This is a genomic window from Stenotrophomonas sp. UBA7606, from assembly GCF_002477705.1.
Classification (GTDB): Bacteria; Pseudomonadota; Gammaproteobacteria; order Xanthomonadales; family Xanthomonadaceae; genus Stenotrophomonas.
In genome coordinates, this window is the sequence record NZ_DLJW01000019.1 from 1 (window position 1) to 26,526 (window position 26,526).

The following is a 26,526-nucleotide window of genomic DNA, read 5'->3' on the forward strand; positions in this document are numbered from 1 at the left end:
CTGAAGAACGACTACACCATCGCCATCGTCACCCACAACATGCAGCAGGCCGCGCGCGTGTCCGACTACACCGCCTTCATGTACCTGGGCGACCTGATCGAGCACGACCGCACCGAGACCATTTTCTCCAACCCCTCCAAGCAGCAGACCGAGGACTACATCACCGGTCGCTTTGGCTGAGGCTGGCGCAGGCGGACCGTACAGGGATCCGCTGCCCGCTGGACGCCTGGCCATGGACGGCCGGGCCGCACTCCGAAGCCAGATGTACGCCATGGACGGCAACGCAGCTCCGAACGAATGCAGTCCCACCCGAACAGTCTCCAGCGAGCATTCCATGAATCTTCCCAACGACCACATCGTCAAGAGCTATGACGAAGAGCAGCAGCGGCTGGTAGCCGAGATCGTGCGCATGGGCGAAATGTCCGTCGCGCAGCTCGAGGCCGCGCTGGACGTGATCGAACGCCGTGACGAAAAGGCCGCCCAGCGCATCGTCGCCAACGACGAAGCCATCGACCAGCTTGAGCAGCAGATCAGCCATGACGTGATGCGCCTGGCCCTGCGCGGGCCGATGGCCCGCGACCTGCGCGAGATCCTCGCCGGCCTGCGCATCCCGGCCGACATCGAACGCATCGGCGACTACGCCGCCAACGTCGCCAAGCGCTCCATCGCCCTGGCCGGCGTGCCGCCACTGCCGCAGATCCAGGGCCTGCGTGCCCTGGGCCGGCTGGCCGCACAGCAGGTACGGCGTGCGCTGGAGGCCTACCGTGACAACGACGCCGAAGCCGCACTCAGCCTGCGCGCCGACGACGCACGCCTGGACGCCCAGTACACCGCGCTGTTCCGCGAGCTGCTGACCTACATGATGGAAGACCCGCGCAACATCACCCCATGCACGCACCTGCTGTTCATGGCCAAGAACCTGGAGCGCATCGGCGACCACGCCACCAACATTGCCGAGAACGTCTGGTTCCTGGTGCACGGTGATGCGCCGCTGCCGCCGCGCGAAAAGCGCGACGAAACCAGCACCGTCGATCACGCCTGAGCCACCCCTGACCGGTTCGCATCGGTCCGCCACACCTGGTCGTGGCGGGCCGATACACGCCGGTACAAAGTGATACGCCCCGCTCGGCTTTTTTAATTCCGCATTCACGGAATTTTTCCGAGCATGGAACCCGTCCGCAGCACTTCCGCCGCGCACCGGGGAAACCCCATGAAGCGTATCGCCGCCACCGTCCTGAGCCTGTGCCTGCTGGCCTCTGCCAGCGCCTTTGCCGCCCCTGCGCAGGACCGCGATCGCGACCACACGCGTCGCGATGAACCGCAGCGCAGCAGCGCCCGGCACAACCAGGGCCACGCCAACAACGGCCCGGCAGCCACGGCCCACAACGGCAGCCGCCACGCCTCCAACAACAGCGCACACCACGCCCCGCGCAAGGGCGAACGGCTGCCGCAGCACCAGCGTGGCAACCGCGTCGCCGATTACAGCCGGCAAGGCCTGCACAAGCCCGGCCGCGGCAATGAGTGGCGCAAGGTCGATGATCGCTATGTCCTGGTGGCCGTGGCCACCGGCCTGATCATTGATATCGTCAACGCGCAGCGCTGAGCTCCAGTGCCGATGCACCGCAACGGGCCCATCATCGGCCCGTTGTCATTCCAACGATGGCAAGGTGGCGCCACGGCAGCGGTGGTCTTGTTAAGCTCCAGCCTCCCCCCGGCCCCTTCGCTACCGGAGCTATCCCTTGGCAAACGACATCCGCAAACCCGTCACCCTTGTACTGGGCGCCGCCCTGCTCGGCGGCATCGCCGCCCCCGCCTTTGCCATCACCGACCTGGCCCAGGGCTATGCCCTCGGTGCAAGCGCACAGACCCCGCCCACCGCTGAAAAGCAAGCCAGCACCACGCAGGCCGACGACACCGCCGCCAAGCACCACGCCGAAGGCAAATGTGGCGAAGGCAAGTGCGGCGCGGCCAAGACCGACAGCGCCAACAGCGATGCCAGCAAGGCGGCAACGGACAACGCCAGCACCGACAACGCCGCAGCGGCCGACAAGGCGCACGCCGAAGGCAAGTGCGGCGAGGGCAAGTGTGGCGGCAAGCACTGATCCCACCGTCGTCAGCGCGCGCGGCCCAGCCCCGGCCAGTGCCGGGCTGGGCCTGCGCCGCTCGCTGCTGGCCGAGCTGCAGCAGGCACCTGCCGGTGCATTCGACTTCCTCGAATGTGCACCGGACAACTGGATAGGCGTCGGCGGAGCCCTCGGCGAAGCCCTGCACACGCTCTCCCGCCGGCATCCACTCAGCTGCCACGGGCTGTCGCTGTCACTGGGCGGGCTGGCGCCACTGGACGTGGCCTTCCTTGAGCAGACCCGCCGTTTCCTCGACCAGCACCAGGTGGCGCTGTACAGCGAGCACCTGAGCTGGTGCAGCGACCAGGCGCAGCTGTACGAACTGCTGCCGTTGCCCTTCACCGCCGAAGCGGTACAGCACGTCGCCGCCCGCATCCGCCAGGCCCAGGACATCCTCGGCCGCCGCATCGCGGTTGAAAACGCCTCCTACTACGCCGTGCCCGCCGCCGACATGGATGAGGCAAGCTTCATCAACGCGGTGCTGGACGAAGCCGATTGCGACCTGCTGCTGGACGTCAACAACGTCTACGTCAACGCCATCAACCATGCTTACGATCCGCGCGATTTTCTGGCACGGCTGCCATCGCGGCGTATTGCCAGCTACCACGTGGCCGGCCACCACGACGAGACCGACGACCTGAAGATCGACACCCACGGCATGCCGGTGAAGAGCGATGTCTGGGCCCTGCTGGCCGATACCTACGCCATGCATGGGGTGCGCCCCACCCTTCTGGAGCGGGATTTCAATTTTCCGCCGCTGGCCGAACTACTGGATGAAGTCGGCCGCATCCGCCAGTTGCAGCAGGCTGCAGCCGCGCCATGAGCGATACCCTGCGCGAACTGCAGCAGGTATTTGCGGCCCATCTGCGCGACCCGCGCCAGCCGACCCCGGCCGGCATCGCCGATGCGCGGCTGCAGGTGTACCGCGACCTGTATTTCAACAACATCAAGAGCCTGCTGAGCGGCAACTTCCCGGTGATTGCACGCACCCTGGGCGAGCCGCGCTGGCAGCAGCTGGTGCGCGCGTTCTGCCGCGATCACCGCCCGCAGACGCCGGTGTTCCCCGAGTTCGGGCAGGAGTTCATCGCCTATCTGGACCAACGCCCGACCGACCCGGCCGCGCCTTGGCTGTTGGAGCTGGCGCATTACGAGTGGATCGAGCTGGCGCTGAAGATCAGCGACGAACCGCTGCCAGCGCATGAGCCGCACGGCGACCTGCTGGCTGGCAGCCCGGTCTGTTCGCCGTTCTGCCGTGCTCTGGCCTACCAATGGCCCGTGCACAGGATTGGCCCGGAATACCAGCCCGATGAGCCGCCGCTGCAACCGACCCTGCTGCTGGCCCGGCGCGCGACCGATGGGACAATCGTGTTCTCCGAGCTTTCGCCGATGCTTTACCGCCTGCTGGAAAGGCTGGAGCAGTTTCCCCGGCTCAGCGGGCTCGAACAGGTGCAGCAGTTGGCGATCGAGGCCGGGACAACGGCGGATGCGGATTTCCTCGGCAATGCGGCGGCGATGCTGCGGCAATTGCGGGACAAGGGCTGTTTGCTGGGCAGCGTAGGCGTCGCGCCAGTCAGGCAAGCCCCCCTGTAGAGCCGAGCCATGCTCGGCTGATGCTCTACCGGTGAGGCCCCTTGCCGAGCATGGCTCGGCACTACAGGGGGGGGTGTTACGGGTGAGGCCCCCTGCCGAGCATGGCTCGGCACTACAGGGCGGGTTGTTATGGGTGAGGCCTTCGCCGAGCATGGCTCGGCACTACAGGGCGGGTTGTTATGGGTGAGGCCTCTGCCGAGCATGGCTCGGCACTACAGGCGGCACGGGGGCTTGACCCGCTCTGCTACCCTATTGCGATGAACGAATCTGTTGAATCCCCGCTCCCCCACCCCACCTTTACGCCGATGGCGCAACGCTTCCGTGGCTTTCTGCCGGTGGTGGTGGACGTGGAGACCGGCGGTTTCGACTGGAACCGCCATGCCCTGCTCGAAATCGCCGCCGTGCCGGTGGAGATGGACGAGAACGGCCTGCTCTACCCGGGCCAGACCGCCAGTGCGCACGTGATCCCGGCCGAAGGTACCGAAATCGATCCCAAATCGCTGGAAGTCACCGGCATCGTGCTTGACCACCCGTTCCGCCTGGCCAAGCCCGAGCGCGAGGCGCTGGAACATGTGTTCGCACCGGTGCGCGCGGCGATGAAGAAATACAACTGCCAGCGCGCCATCCTGGTCGGGCACAACGCCCACTTCGATCTGAATTTCCTCAATGCCACGGTCGCCCGCAGCGGCCACAAGCGCAACCCCTTCCATCCGTTCAGCGTGTTCGACACGGTGACCCTGGCTGGTGTTGCCTATGGGCAGACGGTACTGGCCCGCTCGGTGCAGGCCGCCGGTTTCGACTGGGATGCCAACGAAGCGCATAGCGCGGTATACGACACCGAGCAGACGGCGCGCCTGTTCTGCAAGATCGTCAACGCCTGGCCGCCCGCGCCGGGGCGTTGAGCACCGCGCGGGCTCAACCCGCGCAGGTACGCGCCCGCCCGCCCCGCTTGGCCTGCGCCAACGCGTTCTTGGCGCGCTGGTAAAACAGCACCGGCGCCTGGTCGTCCTCGCCCAGCTCTACCACCCCGGCACTGAAACTCACCTTGATGTCGCCGCCCGGATGGCCGCCCCATTCGGCGTACTGCGAAAACAGCCGCTGCAGCCGCTGGCAGGCGGTTTCGGCGTCTGCCAGCGCGGTATCGGTCAGCAGCACCGCGAACTCCTTGTTGCCCAGCCGCGCCGGCATGTCCGAAGCACGCAAGCTGCGCCGCATCAGGTCACCCACTTCGCACAGCACCAGGTCACCGACCGCGCGCGACCACTGCGTGTTGATCTGCTTGAGGTGGTCGATGCTCAGCACCACCAGGCTCAAGGGACGCCCGCCGCGACGCGCCAGCGCCATGTCCCGGGCCAGTGCGTCATCGAACGCGCGCCGGTTGGGCAGGCCACTGAGGTCATCTTCGTTGGCCAGGCGTTCAAACGCCTCGGCCTGCTCCCGCAACTGCTGTTCCAGCTGCGCACTTTCCAGCAAAGCCGCTTCCAGCCGATGTTGCACCTGGCTCGCCTCGGTGCGGGCCTGCACGGCCAACTGTTCGGCCTGGCTGCGCTGTTGGCGCAGCTGCGCGCCCATCCACAACAGCGCGATCACCAGCAGCACGCAGACCGCACCGAGCACGCCGGACACGCCGCCGAATCCGGCATTGCCACTGTGCGCCCATGCCACCTGCGGCAGCAGGCCGGCGGTCACCCCCGCCAGCACGCAACCCTGGGAAAAGAATTTCGCCCCCCCCACCAGCGAGCGCATCCGCGCGCCCGACCTGGCTGCCAGAACCCTCTCCACTTCCATCGTTCATGCCCCAAGCTGGTCGCCCGATACTAGCAAACACCGGGTGAAATTCAGCGATGCCGGTCACGCCGTCCCAGCATCGCGACAGGCCACGATGGAACGCGGCGGCGCGCTGCGCTCAGCCCGCCCGCTGCGGCGCCTCCCAGCGCACCACCGCCTCCAGCCCGCCATCCGGGTGATTGCGCAACACCAGCGTTGCACCGTCCTTTTCCGCCAGCGCACGGGCGATGGTCAGGCCCAGGCCGGCTCCACCGGTCTCGCGCGAACGTGAGGTTTCCAGGCGCAGGAACGGGGTGAACACCGCTTCCAGTTCGTCGCCGGCAAGCCCAGGGCCGTGGTCGCGCACCCGCACTTCGATGGCACCGCCATCACAACACGCACTCACCCGCGCACTGCGGCCGTACTTCACTGCATTCTCCACCAGGTTGGAGAACAGCCGCCGCATCGCCAGGGGGCGCAGCATCAATACCGCGCCACAGCCCTGCTGCAAGGCTGCATCGTGGCCGGACTCGGCCACGTCCTCGACCACGCTCTCCAGCAGCGAATCCAGATCCAGCGCGGCACGCTGCTCGGCGCTTTCGGCACTCCGCGCCAGTTCCAGCCCTTCGCGGATCAGCGCCTGCATCGCCGCCAGATCCGCGATCAGGCGCTCGCGCAGGGTCTCGTCGGCAACGTTCTCCAGCCGCAGCCGCAGCCGGGTCAGGGGCGTCTGCAGATCATGCGTGATCGCGGCCAGCATCTGCGTGCGTTCACCCAGGTGCCGCTGCAGGCGCTTCTGCATGGCGTTGAATGCCTCTGCGGCACGCTGCACCTCCAGCGGCCCGGTCACCGGCAAGGGATCACGCTGCAGGTCATGGCCCAGCGCGGTGGCGTGGTTTGCAAGCCGCTGCAACGGCGAGCTGGCGATGCGCGCAACCAGATAGGCCAGCAGGCCGATGGCCAGGGCCAGCAACGACAGGAACCACGGGTCAAACGCCGCTGCCGAACGTCGTGCCACGGCCGGGTATTCCAGCGCCAGCTTCAGTGGCGTGCCGTCGCTCAGCGTCAGCTCCACCAGGCGGCAACGCGGCGGCGTGAACTCCGCATCGCGCTCACGCGGCGGCGGACGCTGGCCCCGTGTCGGCGGCGGCAGGAACTCCGGCAACTGAGGCATGCAGGCGCGGAAACTGGTGGCCCGTACCCGTGCGCCAGCGAGCACCCCGCCGCGCGCGGCCAGCACGTCCATCAAGGCCGTGTCGGCGCCGCCGATGCGTGCGACCTGCTTGACCTCGCGCACGTTCGGCCCGCCCACCGCCAACAGGCGGCTGCGCAGCTCCGGGTTGCCGTCCAGCAGGTTGACGAAGCCCTGCAGGCGGTCGGCCATGCGGGCCAGGTTCTGTCGCTCGAACTCCTGCTGGCGGCGTGACTCCGCCAGCAAGGTCGCGCCGATCGCGGCCACCATCATGCCGACGAGCAGGATGACGAACAGCCGCCCCGCCATCGACGACAGGAACAGACGCAGCCGCTTCATTCCAGCGTCACCGCACTGGCGAACACGTAGCCCTCGTTGCGTACCGTCTTGATCAGGCCATCGGCCCCCGCGTCTCCCAGCTTCTGCCGCAGGCGGCTGATCTGCAGGTCGATGGCGCGGTCCTGGGATCCATAGCTGCGGCCGCTGCTCAGCGACACCAGCTGCTCGCGCGACAACACCTTGTTGGCATGCCCCACCAGTACCCGCAACAGGCGGAACTCGGCGCCGGACAGCATCACCACGCGCTTGGCCGGGTCGATAAGATGGCGATGTTCGAGGTCGAACACCCAGCCGGAGAACACCGCCCTACGCATCGCCAGTGGCTCAAGGTTGGCCGGTAGCGCCTCGGTGCGACGCAGTACATTGCGGATGCGCGCCAGCAGCTCGCGCGGCTCGAAGGGCTTGGCCAGGTAATCGTCCGCGCCCATTTCCAGGCCCAGCACGCGGTCGATCGGCTCGCTGCGCGCGGTCAGCATGATCACCGGCGTGGTCGAGCGCACGCGCAGTTCCCGGCACAAGGCCAGGCCATCCTCGCGCGGCAGGTTGAGGTCCAGCACGATCAGGTCAACGTGCTCGCGCGCCAGCACCTGGCGCATCTGGCTGCCATCGGCCGCCGTGCTCACCGCGTAGCCTGCCCGGCCCAGCTGTTCGGCCAGCAGGTTGCGGATGTCACTGTCGTCGTCTACCACCAACAAGCGGTGCAAGGTCTGTTTTTCCGTCATGGGGCAATGATCCATGCTAGCGGATCGTCGTGCGCGCCCGTGCATGTATCCACGAGTATCAACACCCACGTTTGATACACAGCGACACATGGCTGGCTGAACCTGATACACGCCGACACATACTGTGCCTTGAGGCTGAACAGGGCGCTGACCACACTGGCATCAACGCCGCACGCTGCGGCCCAGCCTGAGTGCCTGATCACCGTGAAGCTGCTGCCCTCCTCCCGCCGCAACCGCCTCCTGCTTGCCGCTGCCATCGTCGTCCTGATCGCCGGCGGCGTGTTCTGGGCCACGCGCAAGCCCGCTACTCCTTCGATGGCCACCTCGCCGGTCAGCCGCGGCGACCTGGAACAGACGGTCGATGCCACCGGCGTGATCGATGCCTACAAGCTGGTCAGCGTCGGTGCGCAGGCTTCGGGCCAGATCAAGGTGCTGAAGGTGCAGCTGGGTGATGTGGTCAAGCAGGGCGACCTGATCGCCGAAATCGATTCGGTCACCCAGGAAAACAGCCTGAAGAACGCCGAAGCCGCGTTGGAAAACATCCGCGCCCAGCGTGCGGTGCAGACCGCCTCGTTGAAGGAATCGGAGCTGGCCTTCGCCCGCCAGAAGGAGATGCTGGCCGCCGAAGCCACCTCGCGCGCCGACTATGAGTCGGCCGAAGCCAACCTGGCCAGCACCCGCGCGCAGATCCGCGCGCTCGATGCGCAGATTCGCCAGCGCGAAACCGAGCTGGGCACCGCCCAGGCCAACCTCGGCTATACCCGCATCACCGCGCCCATCGATGGCACCGTGGTGGCAGTGGTGGCCGAAGAAGGTCGCACGGTCAACGCCAACCAGTCGGCGCCGACCATCGTCAAGCTGGCGCGGCTGGACCTGGTCACGGTCAACGCAGAAATCTCCGAAGCCGACGTGGTCAAGATCAAGCCCGGCATGCCGGTCTATTTCACCATCCTTGGCAACCCCGATCACAAGTACCAGGCCACGCTGCGCACGGTGAACCCGGCGCCGGCCTCGATCAGCACCGACAGCACCAGCTCCAGCAGCTCATCCTCATCCAGCTCCAGCACCGCCGTGTACTACAACGCACTGTTCGACGTCGAGAACCCGGACGGCACCCTGCGCATCGACATGACCGCGCAGGTGTCGGTGATGCTGGCCCAGGCCAAGGACGCGCTGCTGATCCCCACCGTCGCGCTCGGCCCCAAGGTGCCGGAAGGCGGCCGTGGCCCCGGCGCGAATACCGCCAATGGCGAGCAGCGCGCTGCCCGCAGCAAGCAGGAAGGCCAGCGCCAGCAGCGCCGCCAGCCGGATGCCGCCGCACTGGCCAAGAGCAACAGCTACGTGGTCCGCGTGGTCAACAAGGAGGGCCAGCCGGAGCCGCGCACGATCAAGGTGGGCCTCAACAACGGCTCCAATGTCCAAGTGCTGGAAGGCCTGAAGGAAGGCGAGCTGGTCGTGGTCGGCGAAGTCACCGCCGGCGAGAAATCCAGCAGCAACCAGCGCGGCCCGATGGGCCCGATGATGGGTGGTCCGCGCCGATGAGCCAGCCGCTGCTGCAACTGCGCGACCTGCGTCGCGAGTTCCCCGCCGGCGAGGAAACCATCGCCGTGCTGAAGGACGTCAACCTCGACATCCACGCCGGCGAGATGGTCGCCATCGTTGGTCAGTCCGGCTCGGGCAAGTCGACGCTGATGAACATCCTCGGTTGTCTGGACCGCCCCACTGTCGGCTCCTACAAGGTGGCCGGCCGCGAGACCGGGCGCATGCAGCCGGACGAGCTGGCCGAGCTGCGCCGCGAGCATTTCGGTTTCATCTTCCAGCGCTATCACCTGTTGGGAGATCTGGATGCGCGCGGCAACGTGGAAGTGCCGGCCATCTATGCCGGTACCCCTGCAGATGCCCGCCGCAGCCGCGCCGAGGCGCTGCTTGCGCGGCTGGGCCTGAGCGACCGCATGGGCCACAAACCGGGCCAGTTGTCCGGCGGCCAGCAGCAGCGCGTGTCGATCGCGCGTGCGCTGATGAATGGTGGTGAGGTGATCCTGGCCGACGAACCCACCGGTGCGCTGGACAGCGCCTCCGGCGAGGAAGTGATGGCCATCCTCGGCGAGCTGCATGCGGAGGGCCAGACCATCATCATCGTCACCCACGACATGCATGTGGCCGAGCACGCCCAGCGCATCATCGAGATCCGCGACGGCGAGATCATCGCCGACCGCCGCAACGACAAGGTGCCGGCGCTGCAGAAGCAGCAATGCCCTGCCCCGCAGCCCAGCACCGGCAATGCCTTCCAAGCCGCCCGCGACCGCTTCGTCGAGGCCTTCCGCATGGCCTTGCTGGCGATGAATGCCCATCGCCTGCGCACCTTCCTGACCATGCTTGGCATCATCATCGGTATCGCCTCGGTGGTATCGGTGGTGGCGATGGGCAACGGCTCGCAGCAGCAGATCCTGCAGAACATCTCCTCCCTGGGCACCAATACCATCGACGTCTACCCGGGCAAGGGCTTTGGCGACATGCGTTCGGGCCGCGTGCAGACGCTCAAGAGCAGCGATGCCGAGGCCTTGGCCACGCAGAGCTATATCGACAGCGTGACCCCCAGCGTGTCCAGCTCGGTGACCGCACGGGTTGGCAACAAGGCCGCCTCGGCGCAGGTCAGCGGCATCGGTGACCAGTACTTCCGGGTCAAGGGCATGTCGCTGGTCAGCGGCCGCTACTTCGACGAGAGCGAAGTAAAGAGCCTGGCCCAGGTGGTGGTGATCGACGAGAACACCCGCACCCAGCTGTTCGGCAGTGACGACCCGCTGGGCCAGGTGGTCCTGCTGGGCAATGTGCCGGCCCGTGTGATCGGCGTGGCCAAGCGCCAGTCGATGGGCTTTGGTGGCAGCACCAACCTCAGCGTGTGGGTGCCCTACACCACGGTGATGGCACGCATGCTGGGCCAGACCTACCTGAGCAGCATCACCCTGCGGGTGAAGGACGACACGCCGATGGATGCCGCGCAGTCGGCCATCACCAAACTGCTGACCCTGCGCCACGGCACCGAGGATTTCTTCCTCAGCAACACTGCCGAGATCCGCGAGACCATCGAATCCACCACCAAGACCATGACCTTGCTGATCGGCGCCATCGCCGCGATCGCGCTGGTGGTCGGCGGCATCGGCGTGATGAACATCATGCTGGTGTCGGTGACCGAACGTACCCGCGAGATCGGCGTGCGCATGGCCGTGGGTGCGCGCCAGAGCGATATCCGCCAGCAGTTCCTGATCGAGGCGGTGCTGGTCTGCCTGCTCGGCGGCGTGCTGGGCATCGCGCTGGCGCTGTCCATCGGCTGGGCGTTCCAGACCTTTGGTGCCAGCTTCACCCTGATGTTCTCCACCGGCTCGATCATTGCCGCCTTTGCCTGCTCGACCCTGATCGGCGTGGCGTTCGGCTTCCTGCCGGCACGCAATGCCGCCCAGCTCGACCCGGTCGAAGCCCTGGCCCGCGAATGAAGATGACCATGAACCTACTGCGCCCCCTGCTGCTCTCCACCGCGTTGACCGCCGCCCTGGCCGGCTGCGCCACCACCCCCAGCGCCGACCCGGCCGCCGAGCTGCGCGTACCCGCCGTCTATGGCCGCGGCGATGCCGCCGCCAATGCGCCGGTGCAGGCCGTTGCGCACGAAGTCACCGCGCCGGTCGCCGACGTACACGCTGATGCCTGGTGGCAGGGCTTTGCCGACCCTCGCCTGGACCGCCTGATCGAGGCCGTGCTGGCCCGCAATACCGACATGGCCTCGGCCGGGCTCAAACTCGAACGCGCCCGCGCCCAGGCCGGCCTGGCCACAGCCGACCTGTGGCCGCAGGCCAATGGCTCGGTGAGTGCCAGCGGCAGCCGCAGCATCGACAGCGGCGACGACTGGTCGCGCAACCACAGCGCCAGCGTCTCGCTGGGTTGGGAACTGGACCTGTGGGGCAAGCTGCGCGGCCAGCGCGACATCGCCCAATGGGAGGCGCAGGCCACCGCACAGGACCTGCAGAACACGGTGCTGAGCCTGGTCGGCCAGAGCACCGATCTGTACTGGCAACTGGGTTACCTCAACCAGGCAATTGCGACAGGCCAGGCCAATCTCGAACGCCTGCAGCGCACCGCGTCCCTGGTGCAGACACAGTTCGATGCGGGCGGTGTATCGCGGCTGGAAGTGCGCCAGGCGCAGCAGAACATCGAGAGCCAGAAGGCCGCGCAATCGCAGCTGGAACAGCAGCGGGTGGAAACCCGCAACGCGCTGACCGTCTTGCTGGATGGCCAGCCGTGGCCGCTGGCCGATGAGCCGCAGAACCTGGATATCGCGCAGAGCCCGGCCCTGGCCGAAGGCCTGCCGGCCGAGCTGCTGGCGCGCCGCCCCGACCTGCGCGCGGCCGAACTGCGCCTGCGGCAATCGCTGAAGAACATCAAGGTCACCGCCACCAGCTATTACCCCAGCCTGAGCCTGAGCGGCGCGGTAGGCAGTTCCAGCGCCTCGCTGGGCGATGTGCTGACCAATCCGGTGGCAACCCTGGGGGCGGGGCTGAGCCTGCCGTTCCTGAAGTTCCGGCAGATGCAGCTGGACATCAAATCCGCCGATCTTTCCTACCAGATCGCCGCCAATGATTTCCGCCGCACGCTGTATACCGCGCTGTCGGAGGTGGACAACGCCTTGTCGGCGCGCACCCGGCTGGCCGAGCAGGTAGCTGCCGCGCAGGCGTCGTATGACGAGGCGGTGGAAATCGCGCACCTGTACGAAGTGCGTTACCGCGCCGGCGCCACCGACCTGCGCACCTGGCTGGAGGCCGAGCAGACCCGCCGCAACGCCGAGCTGTCATTGGCGCAGACCAAGCGCAGCCAGCTGGTCAATGATGTGACGCTGTACAAGGCGCTGGGTGGTGGGGCCTCGTGAGCCCCTCTCCCTCCGGGAGAGGGGTTGGGGAGAGGGCCGAGCGGAGAAGCAAACGCTGAAAGGCCGAGAAGCTGAAGAGCTCCCCTCATCCGCCCCCGCCTTCGCGGGGGCAGTCTCGTCGGGCAGCGCGCTCCGCGCCTCGGCCCGGCGTGGCACGCAGGGCGTAAGAGAAGTCACGCGCCTTTGGCTCGTGAATGCCTGTTCGCCCCCCGCAGGCGGGAGAAGAAACAACGTCAAAAGCCCCCTCATCCGACGCTCCGCGCCACCTTCTCCCGCCCGCGGGAGAAGCGATTTCGACAACCATCTCTGCGGTCTGCAGCATTCCGAGCACCCTACTGCCCCGGTGCTTTCACCCCATGCCGCTGCAAAACCTCCCGCACCTTGTCCAGCGGTATCGCCTCCACCGTCTGCCCATTGCCACTGACCGTGGTCGCCATGAACAGGGCGTTGTAGACCGATTCTTCCACCGCATCCACGCTGGCCTGGAACACCGCGCTCATCTGCTCATTGGCCAGTTCAGTGGTCTGCAGTTGCGCCGCATCAAACCCGCGCCGCACCGATGCTGCGGTTGAAAACGCCAGCACATAGTCGCCACTGCCGTTGGAGGCAGAACTGCCGGTACGCCCCAGGCCCATCATTCCGCGCGAGGCCAGGCGCCGCAGGTTGCGGTCGGACAAGGGGGCATCGGTGGCCACCACAATGATTACCGAGCCATCGCCGCGATCGTCGGCAAGCCCGCGCATATTGCCCTGCGCGGCAACCGCGTTCTGGAACGCATAACGGTCCAACTCGCGCCCAACCGGCGCGCCTTCCACCTGCAGCACGCCGCCAAAATTGGCCTGCACCAATACGCCCACCGTCCAACCGCCCAGGCTCTCGGGCAGCTTGCGCGACGAGGTGCCGATACCGCCCTTCCAACCGAACGCCACCGTGCCCGTGCCTGCGCCCACGCTGCCTTCCTGCACCGGCCCGCTTTTGGCACCTTCCAAGGCTCGACGCACGGCATCGGCGGTCACCGGCCGGGCGCGGATGTCATTGAGGCCACCGTCATTGGTCTCTCCGACCACCACGTTCAAGGAACGCACCTGCTGCATGTCCGGCTGCGCCAGCATCCACTCGGCCATCGCATCGGCGGCCTTCCACACGCACAGCGTGCAGGTCAGCAGGATCGGGGTTTCCAGCTCGCCCAGTTCATTGACCTGGGTGCTGCCGACAAATTTGCCGAAGCCGTTGCCAACATGCAGGGCCGCCGGCACCCGCGAGCGGTAGGCATTGCCGGGGTGCGGCAGGATCGCGGTGACGCCAGTGCGCACCGTATTGCCCGTGCTCAGCGTCACTTGGCCAACGCGCACGCCAGCCACGTCGGTGATCGCGTTGTTGCTGCCGGGCGCGAAGATGCCGGGGGCGACGCCCAGATCACGGGCGCGTACGCGCAGGCTGTCCCGGGCGACGTCGTCGTGGGCGGCGGTGTCCTGCGGGGCGGCGGCGTGGGCCGCAGCGCCCAGGGCACAGAGCCCCGCCAGCGCCACGGTCAATTGAAGGAAAAGACGAGGCGGCGTGCGGGGCATGAAGTTCCTTACAGGCGTTGGCGGACGGCCTCGAACAATGCCACACCCGTCGCCACGGATACATTGAGGCTTTCGATATCGCCCGGCATCGGGATACGCACCAGCTGGTCGCAGGTTTCGCGGGTCAGGCGGCGCATGCCGTCACCTTCGCCACCCATCACCAGCGCCACGTTGCCGCGCAGGTCGAGCTGGTGGATGGTGGCGTCCACTTCACCGGCCAGGCCGTAGACCCATACGCCCAGCTTCTGCATCTCCTTGATCGTGCGGACCAGGTTGGTCACCGCCACCACCGGGATGCGGTCGGCAGCGCCGGCGCTGACCTTGCGCACGGTGGCATTGACCGGCGCGCTCTTGTCCTTGGGAATCACCACGGCGGTGACACCGGCGGCAGCGGCACTGCGCAGGCAGGCACCGAGGTTGTGCGGGTCCTGCACCTCGTCCAGCACCAACACCAGCGCCTTGCCTTCAGCGGCTTCGATCAGGCCGGACAGCTCGTTTTCGGCCCACAGCTTGGGCGCGGCGTAACGCGCAACCACGCCCTGGTGGCGGACCTGGCCGGCCACGCCGCCCAGCGCCTGGGCGTTGACCTTGCGCACGTCGATGCCCTTGCGCAGGGCTTCTTCCTCGATTTCGACCAGGCGCGGGTTCTTGGCGCCGGCCTCGATCAGGACCTCACGGACGTTTTCGGGGTCTTTCTCGATCGACGAAGCAACGGCATTGACGCCGACGATCCACTGGTTCTGCTTGCTCATGGGCGTCACATGGGGACTTCTGGGGGTGGCAATGGTAGGCCGATTCGGCCCCGCCCGCAGCTGCCACCGGCCTGCAGGGGACGGGAAAGGCGGCTCCGCCATGGCGGAGCCACCACCGGCATCAGTACTTCTGCTTGACCCGCTTCGCCGGCTTGCCACGTTCGGGCAGCGGCGGCAGGCCTTCGTCCAGCGGCTCGCCATCCAGTTTTTCGATCAGCCGGAAGTCGATCTTGCGCTCTTCCATGCTGGCCTTCAGCACCAGGATGCGGACCCGGTCACCGAGCCGAAATTCGTTGCCACGACGGTCACCGCTCAAGGTCTTGCGGATGGGATCGAACTGGTAATAGTCGTGCGGCAGCTGGGTCACGTGGACCAAGCCGTTGACCTTGGACTCGTCCAGTTCGACGAACAGACCGAAGCTGGTCACGCCGCTGATCACGCCATCGAACTGGCCGCCGACGTGCTTTTCCATCCACGCGGCACGGAAACGCTCGTCCACCTCACGCTCGGCCTCATCGGCCCGGCGTTCACGCTCGGAACACTGCAGCGCCAGCGCTGCCATCTCGCGCGGGGTATAGGTGTATTCCTCGCGCGGGCCGCCGGTCAACGCGTACTTGATGGCACGGTGTACCAGCAGGTCGGGGTAACGACGGATCGGCGAGGTAAAGTGCGCGTAGGCCTCCAGCGCCAGACCGAAGTGGCCGTTGTTGTCCGGCGAATACACCGCCAGCGACTGGCTGCGCAGCAGCACCGACTCCAGCAGCGCCGCATCCGGGCGCTCGCGCACCTTCTTCAGCAACTTGGTGTAATCACCCGGCTGGACCTTGCTCCACGCCGGCAGGCTCAGCTTGAACTCCTTGAGGAACTCCAGCAGGTCGGCGTACTTGGATTCCGGCGGACGCTCATGCACGCGGAATGGTGCCGGGATATGGGTGGACAGCAGGTAGCGCGCGGCTTCCACGTTGGCCGCGATCATGCATTCCTCGATCAGCTTGTGGGCGTCGTTGCGCACCATCATGCCGGCCTGGGTGACCTCGCCGCGGTTGTCCAGCACAAAGCGCACTTCCGAGGATTCGAACTCGATGGCGCCACGGCGCTCGCGCGCCTTGGACAGGATGCGGTAGAGCTGGTGCAGGTTCTGGATCTGCGGCAGCAACGGGCCAATGAAGGCCTTGGCGTCGGCATCGTCCTCGCCCACCGCGCCCCATACCTGGGTATAGGTCAGGCGCGCATGCGAGTTCATCACCGCTTCGTAGAATTTCGAGCCGCTGACCTGGCCATCGCGCCCCACCTGCATGTCGCAGACAAAGCACATGCGGTCTTCCTTCGGCCGCAGCGAGCAGATGCCGTTGGACAGCGTCTCCGGCAGCATCGGCACCACGAAGCCGGGGAAGTACACCGAGGTCGCGCGGCGCTGGGCCTCGTCATCCAGTGGCGTGCCGGGACGCACGTAGTTGGAGACGTCGGCGATGGCCACCACCAGCCGGAAACCATCGCGGTTCGGCTCGCAATACACGGCGTCGTCGAAGTCCTTGGCGTCTTCGCCATCAATGGTGACCAGTGGCAGGGAACGCAGGTCCACACGCTTGCCGATCATCGACGGTTCCACCGTCATCGGAATGGCGGTGGCTTCGTCCAGCACTTCCGGCGGGAACTCATACGGCAGCTCGTGGCCGTGGATGGCGGTTTCCACCACCAGCGACGGGGTCAGCTTGTCACCCAGCACGGCGATGATCTTGCCGATCGGCGGACGACGCGAGTCCGGCGCATGGGTCAGTTCGCAAACCACCAGCTGGCCATCCTTCGCCCCGCCGGTTGCATCGGCCGGGATCTGGATGTTGCGCTGGATGCGTTTGTCGTCCGGCACCACGTAGTTGATGCCGGCCTCCACGCTGAAATGGCCGATCAGGCGGTTGACGCCGCGCTCCAGCACGCGCGCGATGGCACCTTCGCGGCGGCCACGGCGGTCGATGCCGGTGACATTTGCCAACGCGCGGTCGCCGTGCATGACCTTGCGCATTTCGTAGGGCGACAGGAACAGGTCGTCGCCACCTTCGTCCGGGCGCAGGAAGCCGAAGCCTTCCGGGTTGGCGATGACCACGCCGGGAATCAGGCTCAGCTGGCTGACCGGTGCAAAACCGCCGCGACGGTTCTGCACCAGCTGGCCATCACGCACCATCGCGCCCAGGCGCTTGCCCAGCGCTTCAGCGCGGTCCGGTTCGGTCAGGCCTAGGGCTGCACCGATCTCCTCGGCGTTCTGCGGGCCTTCGCAGCGGTCCAGCAACTGCAGGATGGCCTCACGGCTGGCGATGGGCTGCGCGTAGCGCTCGGCCTCGCGCGATGCATAGGGATCATCGAAGGTCGCCACCGGCGGCCCCGACTTGCGACGGCCGCGCACGAAACTCTGCGGCGCGGCATCGTCGGTGAATTTGCGTTTGCCGGGTTTGGCGGCGGCGCGGGGGCCGGCCTTGCCTGGCTTGGCCGCAGACTTCGCCGGCGCGGACAGACTCTCCGGCATCCACGGCGGCAGCTTGGCACTTTTTGCTTTGGGGGCTTTGCCCGGCGCCTTGCCCGGCTTGCTGCCGGTGGCGGACTTGCGGGCCTTGTCGGCCCCAGTGGTCTTTTTGTTTTTCATCAGCCTCCATGGTACATGGACGCAGGTGTACAGAGTGCGCACACGGTCACTGCGGATGTTTGTGAAAAAGCGTTGACAAAGATGCGCATCCTCTTCAAACTGCGCGGCCTGAAGTGCCCAGGTGGCGGAATTGGTAGACGCACTAGCTTCAGGTGCTAGCGGGGGCAACTCCGTGGAGGTTCGAGTCCTCTTCTGGGCACCACGTTTCAAGATCAAACCCGCGAAAGCGGGTTTTTTCGTTTTTGCGGTTCGAACAAACAGGCCACGGTAGCCCGGGTAAGCGCAGCGCACCCGGGGTTCCCTACTCCAGCAAGCCGCTGCAGATGCCCCGGGTGCGCTGCGCTTACCCGGGTTACGCTGATCGTGCTTTTTCTTCACAAACCTGTTGACGGCACCAGAAACGTCCTACATAATCTCGCTCCTGAGTCGCCCAGGTGGCGGAATTGGTAGACGCACTAGCTTCAGGTGCTAGCGGGGGCAACTCCGTGGAGGTTCGAGTCCTCTCCTGGGCACCATGACTCAAACGAAACAACCCGCGAAAGCGGGTTTTTTTGTGCCCGATGCTTTTGTAGTGCCGAGCCATGCTCGGCAGGGGCTTTACCGATAATCCCAACCTGTAGTGCCGAGCCATGCTCGGCATGAGGCTCTATCGGTAAGGCCTCTGCCGAGCATGGCTCGGCACTACACAAAGCGAAGCCCGCAATCTTTCGGATTGCGGGCTTCGCTGTAGTTTCATTGCAATCAGCTTCGCGGCTTACGCCGTTCCTACAACAACCAGGGCTAATGCCCACCGGCCGACGCAGCCCCCGCTCCCGCACCAAACGGCGGCTTGGCCAGCCACACCAGGCCGATGATCAGCAGGAACACCCAGCCCAGCAGCAGGAAGATGTCGTTGAAGCCCATCTGCGAGGCCTGGTGGTTGATCATCTCGTTGAGCACCGCTGCACCATGCTGCAGATCGCCCTGCCCCATCGCGGTCACCTGCTGATGCATGCCCGGGTCGTACAGCGACACATGCTCGGTCAGGTCCGCATGATGTTGTTGCGTACGCCGTGCCCACAACCAGGTGGTCAACGATGCCGCGAAACTGCCACCCAGCGTACGCAGGAAAGTGGCCAGGCCGGAGCCGGCGGCAATCTCGCGGCCATCAAGGTCGGACAGCAGGATCTGCAACACCGGCATGAAGAACAGCGCCAAGCCAACACCCATCAACAATTGCACGCCGGCCACATGCGCGAAGTCGACCTGCAGGTTGAAGCCCGAGCGCAGGAAGCTGGTCATCGACAGCACGAAGAACGCAATCGTCGCCAGGTAGCGCATGTCCACCTTGTGCCCGAACTTGCCCAGCACCGGCGCCACCATGATCGGCAGGATACCCAGGGGCGCCGTCGCCAGGCCCGCCCAGATCGCGGTATAACCCATGTCGCGCTGCAGCCATTGCGGGATCATCAAGGCTACGGAGAAGAACGCCGCGTAACCAACAATCATCGCCAAGGTACCGGCGCGGAAGTTGCGATGCCGCAGCAACTTCAGGTCAACAATGGGGTCCTTGTCGGTCAGCTCCCAGATCACGAACACCGCCAGCATCACCGCAGCAATACAGGTCAGCACCACGATCTTGGTCGAGTTGAACCAGTCTTCCTCGTTGCCCAGGTCCAGCATCAGCTGCAGGCAGCCGACGCCGATCACCAGGGTGACCAGACCGACGTAATCCATCTTCGGACGCTCGGTGGTTTCCACGCGATGGCGCAGCTGGCTGCCGACAATCGCCGCGGCGATGATGCCCAACGGCACGTTGATCAGGAAGATCCATTCCCAGCTGTAGTTGTCGGTGATCCAGCCACCAAGAATAGGCCCGGCAATCGGCGCCACCACCGTGATCATCGCCAGCAAGGCCAAAGCCTGCCCGCGCTTCTCCCGTGGATAGATCGACACCAGCAGCGACTGGGTGATCGGGTACATCGGCCCGGCCACGAAGCCCTGCAGCGCGCGCGACACCACCAGCATGCCCATGCTCTGGGCGATGCCACACAACAAGGAAGCGACCGAGAACGCGATGGTCGCCCAGATGAAGAGCTTCACTTCACCGAAGCGGCGGCTCAACCACCCCGTCAGCGGCAAGGCAATCGCGGTACTGACCGCGAACGAGGTGATGACCCAGGTCGCCTGCTGCGAACTGGCGCCAAGGTTGCCGGCGATCGTCGGCAACGAGACGTTGGCGATGGTGGTATCCAGCACCTGCATGAACGAGGCCAGCGCCAGGCCGGCCGTGCACAACGCAACATTGGCTGGCCCTGCGCCGACCGTCGTGGCCGGCGCCGTGGGAGCTTGAGCGGACATGGTGACCTCAGCTGGCGCGCGCGGACGGCGGCAGGTTGTCCTGGATGATGCTGTGGATCAGGGCGTCGGCATCGTGCAGCTGCTTGGCATAGACCTGCGTGCCGTACACCGTGCCCTTGGCTGCATCGGCCGGCAGCACCGTGCCCTTCTGGTCATGCAGGTTGACCTCGGCCTTCATCGACAGGCCCAGGCGCAGCGGATGCTCGGCAAGCTGCTTGGCATCGACGGCGATGCGCACCGGTACGCGCTGCACGATCTTGATCCAGTTGCCGCTGGCGTTCTGCGCCGGCAGCAACGAGAACGCCGAACCGGTGCCCAGGCCGAGGTTGGTGATGCGGCCCTTGTAGGTCACGTCACTGCCGTACAGGTCCGAGCGCAACTCCACTTCCTGGCCCAGGCGCATGTGCCGCAGCTGGGTTTCCTTGAAGTTGGCATCCACCCACATCTGTTCGGCCGGCACCACGGCCATCAAGGCTGCACCCGGCTGCACGCGCTGGCCGACCTGCACCGAGCGACGTGCAACATAACCGGTGACCGGCGCAACGATGCCGGCACGGGCGTTGTTGAGATAGGCCTGGCGCAGCTGCGCCGCAGCCGCCTGCACGTCCGGCTGGGTGGCGATGACGGTGTCGTCGATCAGCGCGCGGCTGCGCTCGACGGTCTCGCGCGAACCGGCAACGGCAGCTTCGGCAGCGGCCAGCTCGTCACGGGCGTGGGCCAGTTCTTCATTGGAGATGGCACCGCTGGCAGCGAGGTCACGGCGACGGGCGAAGTCTTCGCGTGCGCGCTTCACCGACACCATCCGCGCGTTCAATTCCGCCTGCGCACCTTCCGCACTGCGGTACAGGCCGCGCACCTGGCGCACGGTGCTGGCGAGGTTGGCCTGCGCCTGCTGCATCGCCACTTCGGTATCGGCCGGGTCCAGCTGCACCAGCAGCTGGCCCTGCTCCACCTTCATGCCGTCATCGGCGGCGATGGACACCACGGTGCCGGTGATCTGCGGGGTGATCTGCACCTGGTTGCCGCCGACATAGGCGTCGTCGGTTTCCTCGGCCCAGCGGCCCAGGAAGTAATACCACGCGGCAAACGCTGCCAGCAGGATCAGGATGACGAACAACAGGCCGCGCAGCAGCTTGCCGCGACGGCTGGGAGCGGCGGCTGCCGCATCGGGGGAGGTTGTCTGGCTCATTCGGGGACTCTCAGGAATGCGTGGTGTCGTTGCCGGCAGCAACGGCCGGCGCCGTGTCGGCGGAGGGCTGGAAGCCGCCGCCCAGGGCGGTACTCAGGCGCACCGAAGACAGCAGCTGCTGTGATTGCAGGTTGCTCAGCCCCTGGTCGGCCTGCAGCAGGCGGTCCTGGGTGCTGAGTACATCAAGGTAATTGCCGATACCGGCGCGGTAGCGCTGCTGCGCAAGCGCGTAGGCGGTCTGCGCGATGCCACGCAGCTGCTGCTGCGCCTGCACCTGCTCGGCCAGCGAACGGCTGGCGTTGACCTGGTCGGCAACGTCGCGCAGGGCCTCCACCAGGGTGTGGTTGTAGTTGGCCACGGCAAGGTCATAGTCGGCATCGCTGCTGGCCAGGCCGGCGCGCAGGCGACCGCCATCGAAGATCGGCAGGCTCAGCGCAGGCGCCAGCAGACCGAAGGTGGAGCCGCTTTCCAGCAGGCTGCCCAGGTCCTTGGACACCACCCCGCCCAAGGCGGTCAGGTTGAGGTTGGGATAGAAACGGGTCTTGGCCACCTTGATCTGCTTGTCCGCCGCTTCCACGCGCCAGCGCGCGGCAACGATATCCGGACGCCGGCCCAGCAGTTCGCTGGGAACTACACCTGGCAGCTGCAGGGCCAGCGGATTCAATTCATTCGGAACCTTGATGTCCAGGCCGCGGTCCGGCCCTTTGCCGAGCAGCGCGGCCAGCGCATTGCGCGACACATCGATCTGTTGCTGCGCGGCCAGTTGCTGCTGTTGCGCGGCTGGCAGCCGCGCCTGTGCCTGCTGCACCTGCAGTTCACTGTCGATACCGGCAGCGCGACGCTGGCGGGTCAGCTGCAAGGTCTTCTCGGCGCGCGCCAGTTCGTCATTGGCCACACGCTGCAGTTGCCCGGCATGGGCCAGTTGCACGTAGCCCTGGACGATGGCGGCAGCCAGGTCCAAGCGCGCTGCCTGCGCATCCACGGCTGCGGCGTGGCCGCTGTCGACCGCGGCTTCCCAGGCGGCACGCTTGCCGCCCCACAGGTCGACGCCATAGCTGAAGTTGGCCACGGCCTGCACGCTGCCCATGTAATGGCCGCCGATTTCATCACCGGCCATGGATTCGGGCAGGCGCATGCCGGTATAGCCAGGGGACAGCGACAGGTTGGGCTTGCGCTCGGCATTGCTGCTGGCGGCGTGTGCCTGCGCCTGGCGCAGGCGCGCATCGGCGGCCTCCAGCGACGGAGAGCCGCGCAGGGCTTCGTCGATCAGCGCATCCAACTGCGGGTCGGCGAACGCACGCCACCAATCAGCTGCCGGAAAGCCGGCTGCACTGAGCGGCGTACCGGCCAGGCTGCGACTGCTGTGCAGGCTGTCGGCATCCAACAATCGCCCCTGCGGTTGCAGGCCACGGCTGCTGGCGCACGCGGCCAGGGTAAGAACCAGCGCCGCGGCCAGGAGGCCGCGGGCGGGTGAAACCAGGGATGTGGGGGAGGACATGGTTTTCATGGGGTCATCAAGGAGTCACGTATACGGAGCAGCAGGGACATCAACATCTCCCGCTCCTCCACCTGCAGGTCACGCATGGCGTCTTCCATCACCCCGTCGCCACGCTGTTTCAAACGCAGCCACAGGGCACGGCCTTCATCGGTGAGCACGATCTGCAATGCACGACGGTCCTGCGCATGCGTCTCGCGGCGCACGCAACCAAGCGCTTCGAACTTGTCCAGCAGACGGGTCACCGCGCTGGGAACCTGGTCCAGGCCGCGTGCAAGCTGGTTGGCGGTACAGGGCGCCATGTGCATCAAGGTCTTCAGACCGATGTAGTGGCTGAATCCAAGGCCGAGGTCTTCTTCGGCCATGGAGGCATCAAGCTGCCGGGCGAGGCCGTCGCGGACTTGCCGCAGCAACAGGCCAAAGCTGGGGGGCTGGGTGGTGTCGGCACAGATCATGGGTGGGCATTTTCCTTCCAGATGGAATATTTCTCAATGGAAATATTCTACTTGGTATCAAATGCTGTGTTGCACCAATGGTGTCTGCGGCCGACCGGGACACAGTAATGGCTGTGAACGTGGCCCGGTAATATAATCAAGCCAATGAATGACGAAATCCAGCCAAGCACGGGCGCAACCCTCTCTTCGGTCAGACGGCGGGCACCGCAGGGCTTTGACATGCAACTGCCCGCCCCGCTGCTGCGTGACCAGGAACTGGACTGGTTCGAGCGCGACGACGGCCCGCCGGTATTCGGCTTCCGCTTCGACAGCCCGCAGGGCCTGGCCCGCGAGGTGGACTGGCACCAGCACGCGCGGGCACAGCTGATCTGCGTCGAGCGCGGCCTGCTGACCACCCGCACCCGCCATGGCACATGGTCCTTGCCGGCGGGTTCGGGCGGCTGGATGCCCGCCGCCGAGCCGCATACGGTGGTGATCGACGGCCCGCTGCGTGGCTGGGGCATGGCCCTGGCCAGCCCGATCTGTGTTGATTTGCCCGACGACCCCTGTGTGATCGGCATTTCCCGCCTGCTCAATGCACTGGCCGAGCGGATCAGCGACTGGTCGCCGGAACAACCACTGTCAGCGCCCCAGCAGCACATGATGGATGTACTGCTGGACGAAATCCGGCAAGCACCGCGCCAGCGCATGCACCTGCCGATGCCGGCCGATCGGCGCCTGCTGCGGATCGCCTCGCAGCTGTTGGCCGAGCCGGCCGATGACCGCAGTCTTGCGCAATGGGCACAGTGGGCGGGCTTGTCGCCGCGCAGCCTGAGCCGCCATTTCCGCGACGAGACCACCTTGAGCTTCGCCCAGTGGCGGCAGCAGGCGCGGCTGGCCGAGGCGCTGCGCCGCCTCAACGACGGTCATGCCGTGGCCGACATCGCCCATTCACTGGGGTACAGCAGCCCCAGCGCCTTCGTGATCGTGTTCCGCCGCCACTTCGGCCTGCCCCCGGGCCGCTACCAGAACCGGGCCGATCAGGGGCTGGAAGGCGGGCTCGATCCCGTCCGTGGCTTGGCATCTCCGCCGCCATCCGGATAATCGTCGGATCAGGCAGCCGGCGGTCCCCGCCTTGGCTCCGCACAACAGGTAGCACCACCCGCAATGACCGATCCTGCACGCCAAGCTTTCCACGGCTTTGAACAGCAGCCGCTGCGCGAATACGCAGAGCGCGCCTATCTTGATTATTCCATGTACGTGGTGCTGGACCGCGCCCTGCCGTTCATCGGCGACGGGCTCAAGCCGGTGCAGCGCCGCATCATCTATTCAATGAGTGAACTGGGCCTGGGCGCCGGTTCCAAACCCAAGAAGTCCGCGCGCACCGTCGGTGACGTCATCGGCAAGTACCACCCGCACGGTGACAGCGCCTGCTACGAGGCTCTGGTGCTGATGGCCCAGCCGTTCTCGTTCCGCTACCCGTTGATCGACGGCCAGGGCAACTTCGGCTCCAGCGACGACCCCAAGTCGTTCGCGGCCATGCGTTACACCGAATCCAAGCTGACCCCGATCGCCGAAGTGCTGCTCGGCGAACTGGGCCAGGGCACCACCGACTGGTCGCCGAACTTCGACGGCACCCTGGAAGAGCCCAGCTGGCTGCCGGCACGCCTGCCGCACCTGCTGCTCAACGGCACCACCGGCATTGCCGTGGGCATGGCCACCGACGTGCCGCCGCACAATCTCAATGAGATCGTAAGCGCGCTGGTACACCTGATCGATGACCCCAATGCCAGCGTCGCCGAACTGTGCGAGCACGTGAAGGGCCCGGACTACCCGACCACCGCCGAAATCATCACCGCGCCGTCCGACCTGCGCAACATCTATGAAACCGGCAATGGCAGCGTACGCGCCCGTGCCACCTTCAAGAAGGAAGCCGGCCACATCGTCATCGATGCGCTGCCGCACCAGGTCTCGCCGTCCAAGGTGATCGAGCAGATCGCCGCGCAGATGCGCGCCAAGAAGCTGCCGTGGCTGGAGGACATCCGCGACGAGTCCGACCACGCCAACCCGGTGCGGGTTGTGCTGATACCGCGCTCCAACCGCGTGGATGCCGAGCAGCTGATGGGCCACCTGTTCGCCACCACCGACCTGGAACGCAGCTACCGCGTCAACCTGAACGTCATTGGCCTGGACGGGCGGCCGCAGGTCAAGAACCTGAAAATGCTGCTCAGCGAATGGCTGCGCTTCCGCCAGGACACGGTCACTCGCCGCCTCAACCACCGCCTGCAGAAGGTGGAGCGCCGCCTGCACCTGTTGGAAGGCTTGCTGGTTGCCTTCCTCAACCTGGACGAAGTGATCCGCATCATCCGCACCGAGGACGATGCCAAGGCCGCGCTGATCGCCCGCTTCGCACTGAGCGAAGACCAGGCCGAGTACATTCTGGAAACCAAGCTCAAGCAGCTTGCGCGCCTGGAAGAAATGAAGATCCGCGGCGAGCAGGACGAGCTGGCCAAGGAGCGCGACAAGATCCTGTCCATCCTGCAGAGCAGCGCCAAGCTGAAGAAGCTGGTCAAGGACGAACTGCTGGCCGATGCCAAGAAGTTCGGCGACGCCCGCCGCTCGCCGCTGGTGCAGCGCGGCGCCGCCCAGGCCATCGACGAGACCGAGCTGGTGCCCAGCGAGCCGATGACGGTCGTGCTGTCCGAGAAAGGCTGGGTGCGCGCAGCCAAGGGCCACGACGTGGACGGCGCAACGCTGAACTATCGCGAAGGTGACGGCCTGCTGGCCTTCGCCCGTACCCGCAGCACCCAGCAGGTGGCCTTCCTGGATACTGAAGGCCGCGCCTATTCCACGCCCGTGCACACCCTGCCCTCGGCACGGGGCAATGGCGAACCGCTGACCGGCCGTTTCTCGCCGGCAGCGGGCAGCAGCTTCGTCACCGTGGCCAGCGGCGACAATGACACCCGCTTCGTGCTGGCCTCCACGCACGGCTATGGTTTCGTCACACGTTTCGAGAACCTGACCGGCCGCAACAAGGCCGGCAAGGCGATGCTCAACCTGTCCGCTGGTTCGGCAGTGCTGACCCCGTCACTGGTTGCCAACCCGGAAACCGACCGCATCGTCGCGGTCACCAGCGCCGGCAACATGCTCGCCATCCCGGCCAGCGAGCTGCCGGAACTGGACAAGGGCAAGGGCAACAAGATCATCGAGATCCCCAAGGCCAAGCTCTCCACCGAACGCGTGGTGGCGGTGGTGGCGGTCGGCCCGGGCAATACCCTGCAGGTGCGCAGTGGCCAGCGCACCATGAACCTGTCGTTCAAGGACCTGGAGACCTATCTGGGCACGCGGGCGACGCGCGGGCATTTGTTGCCGAGAGGGTGGCAGAAAGTCGAAGGGCTGGATGTCCAGTAATTCACTTCACTGGCGCGTGGCGACGCGTTCGACAACACGGTTGTCGGAGGTCTG

Annotated in this window: 21 protein-coding genes, 2 tRNA genes and 1 pseudogene; 14 read left to right on the plus strand and 10 right to left on the minus strand. The window is 66.2% G+C overall.

Going from position 1 to position 26,526, the window contains the following annotated elements:
• The 7 genes and pseudogenes from B2527_RS02865 to rnt all read left to right on the plus strand — a co-directional run.
• Window positions 1-180 (plus strand): annotated as a pseudogene (locus B2527_RS02865) (phosphate ABC transporter ATP-binding protein); the annotation flags it as partial.
• Window positions 181-334: 154 nt separating this feature from the next.
• Window positions 335-1,042 (plus strand): phosphate signaling complex protein PhoU, encoded by a 708-nt coding sequence (gene phoU, locus B2527_RS02870; RefSeq protein WP_293706035.1) that lies wholly within the window; start codon window positions 335-337, stop codon window positions 1,040-1,042.
• Between the two features lie 168 nt (window positions 1,043-1,210).
• On the plus strand, window positions 1,211-1,603 hold the full coding sequence (locus B2527_RS02875; RefSeq protein WP_293706036.1) for an RcnB family protein: 393 nt from the start codon (window positions 1,211-1,213) through the stop codon (window positions 1,601-1,603).
• A gap of 136 nt (window positions 1,604-1,739) precedes the next feature.
• Window positions 1,740-2,102: a hypothetical protein gene (locus B2527_RS02880; RefSeq protein ID WP_293706037.1), complete on the plus strand. Its 363-nt coding sequence runs from the start codon at window positions 1,740-1,742 to the stop codon at window positions 2,100-2,102.
• The gene (locus tag B2527_RS02885) at window positions 2,086-2,946 is read left to right on the plus strand and encodes a DUF692 domain-containing protein (protein WP_293706038.1); all 861 of its coding nucleotides are present in this window, start codon (window positions 2,086-2,088) and stop codon (window positions 2,944-2,946) included. The genes B2527_RS02880 and B2527_RS02885 overlap by 17 nt, the downstream gene beginning before the upstream one ends.
• Window positions 2,943-3,713 (plus strand): DNA-binding domain-containing protein, encoded by a 771-nt coding sequence (locus tag B2527_RS02890; RefSeq protein WP_293706039.1) that lies wholly within the window; start codon window positions 2,943-2,945, stop codon window positions 3,711-3,713. Before B2527_RS02885 ends, B2527_RS02890 begins: the two co-directional genes overlap by 4 nt.
• Window positions 3,714-3,970: 257 nt before the next feature.
• Window positions 3,971-4,615: a ribonuclease T gene (gene rnt, locus B2527_RS02895; protein ID WP_293706040.1), complete on the plus strand. Its 645-nt coding sequence runs from the start codon at window positions 3,971-3,973 to the stop codon at window positions 4,613-4,615.
• Between the two features lie 13 nt (window positions 4,616-4,628).
• Here the strand turns inward: rnt and B2527_RS02900 are convergent, their stop codons facing one another.
• From B2527_RS02900 to B2527_RS02910, 3 genes are all read right to left on the minus strand, one after another.
• A complete protein-coding gene (locus tag B2527_RS02900) occupies window positions 4,629-5,459 on the minus strand; it encodes a GGDEF domain-containing protein (RefSeq protein WP_293706041.1) in 831 nt (276 codons plus the stop codon).
• A gap of 160 nt (window positions 5,460-5,619) precedes the next feature.
• A complete protein-coding gene (locus B2527_RS02905; protein WP_293706042.1) occupies window positions 5,620-7,011 on the minus strand; it encodes an ATP-binding protein in 1,392 nt (463 codons plus the stop codon).
• Entirely contained in the window at window positions 7,008-7,733 is a 726-nt protein-coding gene (locus B2527_RS02910; RefSeq protein ID WP_293706043.1) for a response regulator, read from the minus strand. The genes B2527_RS02905 and B2527_RS02910 overlap by 4 nt, the downstream gene beginning before the upstream one ends.
• 198 nt (window positions 7,734-7,931) lie before the next feature.
• Here B2527_RS02910 and B2527_RS02915 point away from each other — a divergent pair, with 198 nt between their 5' ends.
• The 3 genes from B2527_RS02915 to B2527_RS02925 are packed head-to-tail and all read left to right on the plus strand — an operon-like array spanning window position 7,932 to window position 12,648.
• Window positions 7,932-9,275 carry an efflux RND transporter periplasmic adaptor subunit gene (locus B2527_RS02915; RefSeq protein WP_293706072.1) on the plus strand — a complete coding sequence of 448 codons (1,344 nt, stop codon included), beginning with the start codon at window positions 7,932-7,934 and terminating at the stop codon, window positions 9,273-9,275.
• The gene (locus B2527_RS02920; RefSeq protein WP_293706044.1) at window positions 9,272-11,224 is read left to right on the plus strand and encodes a MacB family efflux pump subunit; all 1,953 of its coding nucleotides are present in this window, start codon (window positions 9,272-9,274) and stop codon (window positions 11,222-11,224) included. The genes B2527_RS02915 and B2527_RS02920 overlap by 4 nt, the downstream gene beginning before the upstream one ends.
• Complete coding sequence (locus tag B2527_RS02925; protein WP_414716978.1) at window positions 11,221-12,648, plus strand: efflux transporter outer membrane subunit; 1,428 nt, start codon at window positions 11,221-11,223, stop codon at window positions 12,646-12,648. Before B2527_RS02920 ends, B2527_RS02925 begins: the two co-directional genes overlap by 4 nt.
• 332 nt (window positions 12,649-12,980) lie before the next feature.
• On the opposite strand, the gene B2527_RS02930 is transcribed toward B2527_RS02925, so the two are convergent.
• The 3 genes from B2527_RS02930 to rnr form a co-directional block, all read right to left on the minus strand.
• Complete coding sequence (locus tag B2527_RS02930; RefSeq protein ID WP_293706046.1) at window positions 12,981-14,216, minus strand: P1 family peptidase; 1,236 nt, start codon at window positions 14,214-14,216, stop codon at window positions 12,981-12,983.
• A gap of 8 nt (window positions 14,217-14,224) precedes the next feature.
• On the minus strand, window positions 14,225-14,968 hold the full coding sequence (gene rlmB, locus B2527_RS02935) for a 23S rRNA (guanosine(2251)-2'-O)-methyltransferase RlmB (RefSeq protein ID WP_293706047.1): 744 nt from the start codon (window positions 14,966-14,968) through the stop codon (window positions 14,225-14,227).
• A 121-nt stretch (window positions 14,969-15,089) separates the two neighbouring features.
• Window positions 15,090-17,603, minus strand: a complete 2,514-nt coding sequence (rnr, locus tag B2527_RS02940) for a ribonuclease R (RefSeq protein ID WP_293706048.1) — start codon at window positions 17,601-17,603, stop codon at window positions 15,090-15,092.
• A gap of 115 nt (window positions 17,604-17,718) precedes the next feature.
• On the opposite strand from rnr, the gene B2527_RS02945 reads away from it, so the two are divergent.
• Window positions 17,719-17,805: transfer RNA gene (locus B2527_RS02945), tRNA-Leu, on the plus strand.
• Between the two features lie 226 nt (window positions 17,806-18,031).
• Window positions 18,032-18,118 (plus strand) — tRNA-Leu (locus B2527_RS02950).
• A 265-nt stretch (window positions 18,119-18,383) separates the two neighbouring features.
• Here the strand turns inward: B2527_RS02950 and B2527_RS02955 are convergent.
• The 4 genes from B2527_RS02955 to B2527_RS02970 are packed head-to-tail and all read right to left on the minus strand — an operon-like array spanning window position 18,384 to window position 23,082.
• Window positions 18,384-19,943: a DHA2 family efflux MFS transporter permease subunit gene (locus tag B2527_RS02955; RefSeq protein ID WP_293706049.1), complete on the minus strand. Its 1,560-nt coding sequence runs from the start codon at window positions 19,941-19,943 to the stop codon at window positions 18,384-18,386.
• A 7-nt stretch (window positions 19,944-19,950) separates the two neighbouring features.
• Window positions 19,951-21,132 (minus strand): efflux RND transporter periplasmic adaptor subunit, encoded by a 1,182-nt coding sequence (locus B2527_RS02960; protein ID WP_293706050.1) that lies wholly within the window; start codon window positions 21,130-21,132, stop codon window positions 19,951-19,953.
• 10 nt (window positions 21,133-21,142) lie between these two features.
• Window positions 21,143-22,630, minus strand: coding sequence for an efflux transporter outer membrane subunit (locus B2527_RS02965; RefSeq protein WP_293706073.1), 1,488 nt, complete (start codon window positions 22,628-22,630; stop codon window positions 21,143-21,145).
• Between the two features lie 5 nt (window positions 22,631-22,635).
• Window positions 22,636-23,082 (minus strand): MarR family winged helix-turn-helix transcriptional regulator, encoded by a 447-nt coding sequence (locus B2527_RS02970; protein WP_293706051.1) that lies wholly within the window; start codon window positions 23,080-23,082, stop codon window positions 22,636-22,638.
• A 219-nt stretch (window positions 23,083-23,301) separates the two neighbouring features.
• Between B2527_RS02970 and B2527_RS02975 the strand changes: the two genes are divergently transcribed.
• On the plus strand, window positions 23,302-24,165 hold the full coding sequence (locus B2527_RS02975; protein ID WP_293706052.1) for a helix-turn-helix domain-containing protein: 864 nt from the start codon (window positions 23,302-23,304) through the stop codon (window positions 24,163-24,165).
• Window positions 24,166-24,228: 63 nt separating this feature from the next.
• Complete coding sequence (parC, locus tag B2527_RS02980) at window positions 24,229-26,472, plus strand: DNA topoisomerase IV subunit A (RefSeq protein WP_293706053.1); 2,244 nt, start codon at window positions 24,229-24,231, stop codon at window positions 26,470-26,472.
• The last annotated feature ends 54 nt before the right edge of the window (window positions 26,473-26,526 follow it).

Excerpts from the sequence above, each read along its gene's own strand:
- phoU (WP_293706035.1), top strand. The coding sequence starts at position 335 with ATGAATCTTCCCAACGACCACATCGTCAAGAGCTATGACGAAGAGCAG.
- B2527_RS02965 (WP_293706073.1), bottom strand. The coding sequence starts at position 22,630 with ATGTCCTCCCCCACATCCCTGGTTTCACCCGCCCGCGGCCTCCTGGCC.
- B2527_RS02875 (WP_293706036.1), top strand. The coding sequence starts at position 1,211 with ATGAAGCGTATCGCCGCCACCGTCCTGAGCCTGTGCCTGCTGGCCTCT.
- B2527_RS02890 (WP_293706039.1), top strand. The coding sequence starts at position 2,943 with ATGAGCGATACCCTGCGCGAACTGCAGCAGGTATTTGCGGCCCATCTG.
- B2527_RS02900 (WP_293706041.1), bottom strand. The coding sequence starts at position 5,459 with ATGCGCTCGCTGGTGGGGGGGGCGAAATTCTTTTCCCAGGGTTGCGTG.
- B2527_RS02910 (WP_293706043.1), bottom strand. The coding sequence starts at position 7,733 with ATGACGGAAAAACAGACCTTGCACCGCTTGTTGGTGGTAGACGACGAC.
- rnr (WP_293706048.1), bottom strand. The coding sequence starts at position 17,603 with ATGAAAAACAAAAAGACCACTGGGGCCGACAAGGCCCGCAAGTCCGCC.
- B2527_RS02920 (WP_293706044.1), top strand. The coding sequence starts at position 9,272 with ATGAGCCAGCCGCTGCTGCAACTGCGCGACCTGCGTCGCGAGTTCCCC.
- B2527_RS02955 (WP_293706049.1), bottom strand. The coding sequence starts at position 19,943 with ATGTCCGCTCAAGCTCCCACGGCGCCGGCCACGACGGTCGGCGCAGGG.
- B2527_RS02925 (WP_414716978.1), top strand. The coding sequence starts at position 11,221 with ATGAAGATGACCATGAACCTACTGCGCCCCCTGCTGCTCTCCACCGCG.
- B2527_RS02905 (WP_293706042.1), bottom strand. The coding sequence starts at position 7,011 with ATGAAGCGGCTGCGTCTGTTCCTGTCGTCGATGGCGGGGCGGCTGTTC.
- B2527_RS02930 (WP_293706046.1), bottom strand. The coding sequence starts at position 14,216 with ATGCCCCGCACGCCGCCTCGTCTTTTCCTTCAATTGACCGTGGCGCTG.
- B2527_RS02975 (WP_293706052.1), top strand. The coding sequence starts at position 23,302 with ATGCAACTGCCCGCCCCGCTGCTGCGTGACCAGGAACTGGACTGGTTC.
- rlmB (WP_293706047.1), bottom strand. The coding sequence starts at position 14,968 with ATGAGCAAGCAGAACCAGTGGATCGTCGGCGTCAATGCCGTTGCTTCG.
- rnt (WP_293706040.1), top strand. The coding sequence starts at position 3,971 with ATGAACGAATCTGTTGAATCCCCGCTCCCCCACCCCACCTTTACGCCG.
- B2527_RS02970 (WP_293706051.1), bottom strand. The coding sequence starts at position 23,082 with ATGATCTGTGCCGACACCACCCAGCCCCCCAGCTTTGGCCTGTTGCTG.
- parC (WP_293706053.1), top strand. The coding sequence starts at position 24,229 with ATGACCGATCCTGCACGCCAAGCTTTCCACGGCTTTGAACAGCAGCCG.
- B2527_RS02960 (WP_293706050.1), bottom strand. The coding sequence starts at position 21,132 with ATGAGCCAGACAACCTCCCCCGATGCGGCAGCCGCCGCTCCCAGCCGT.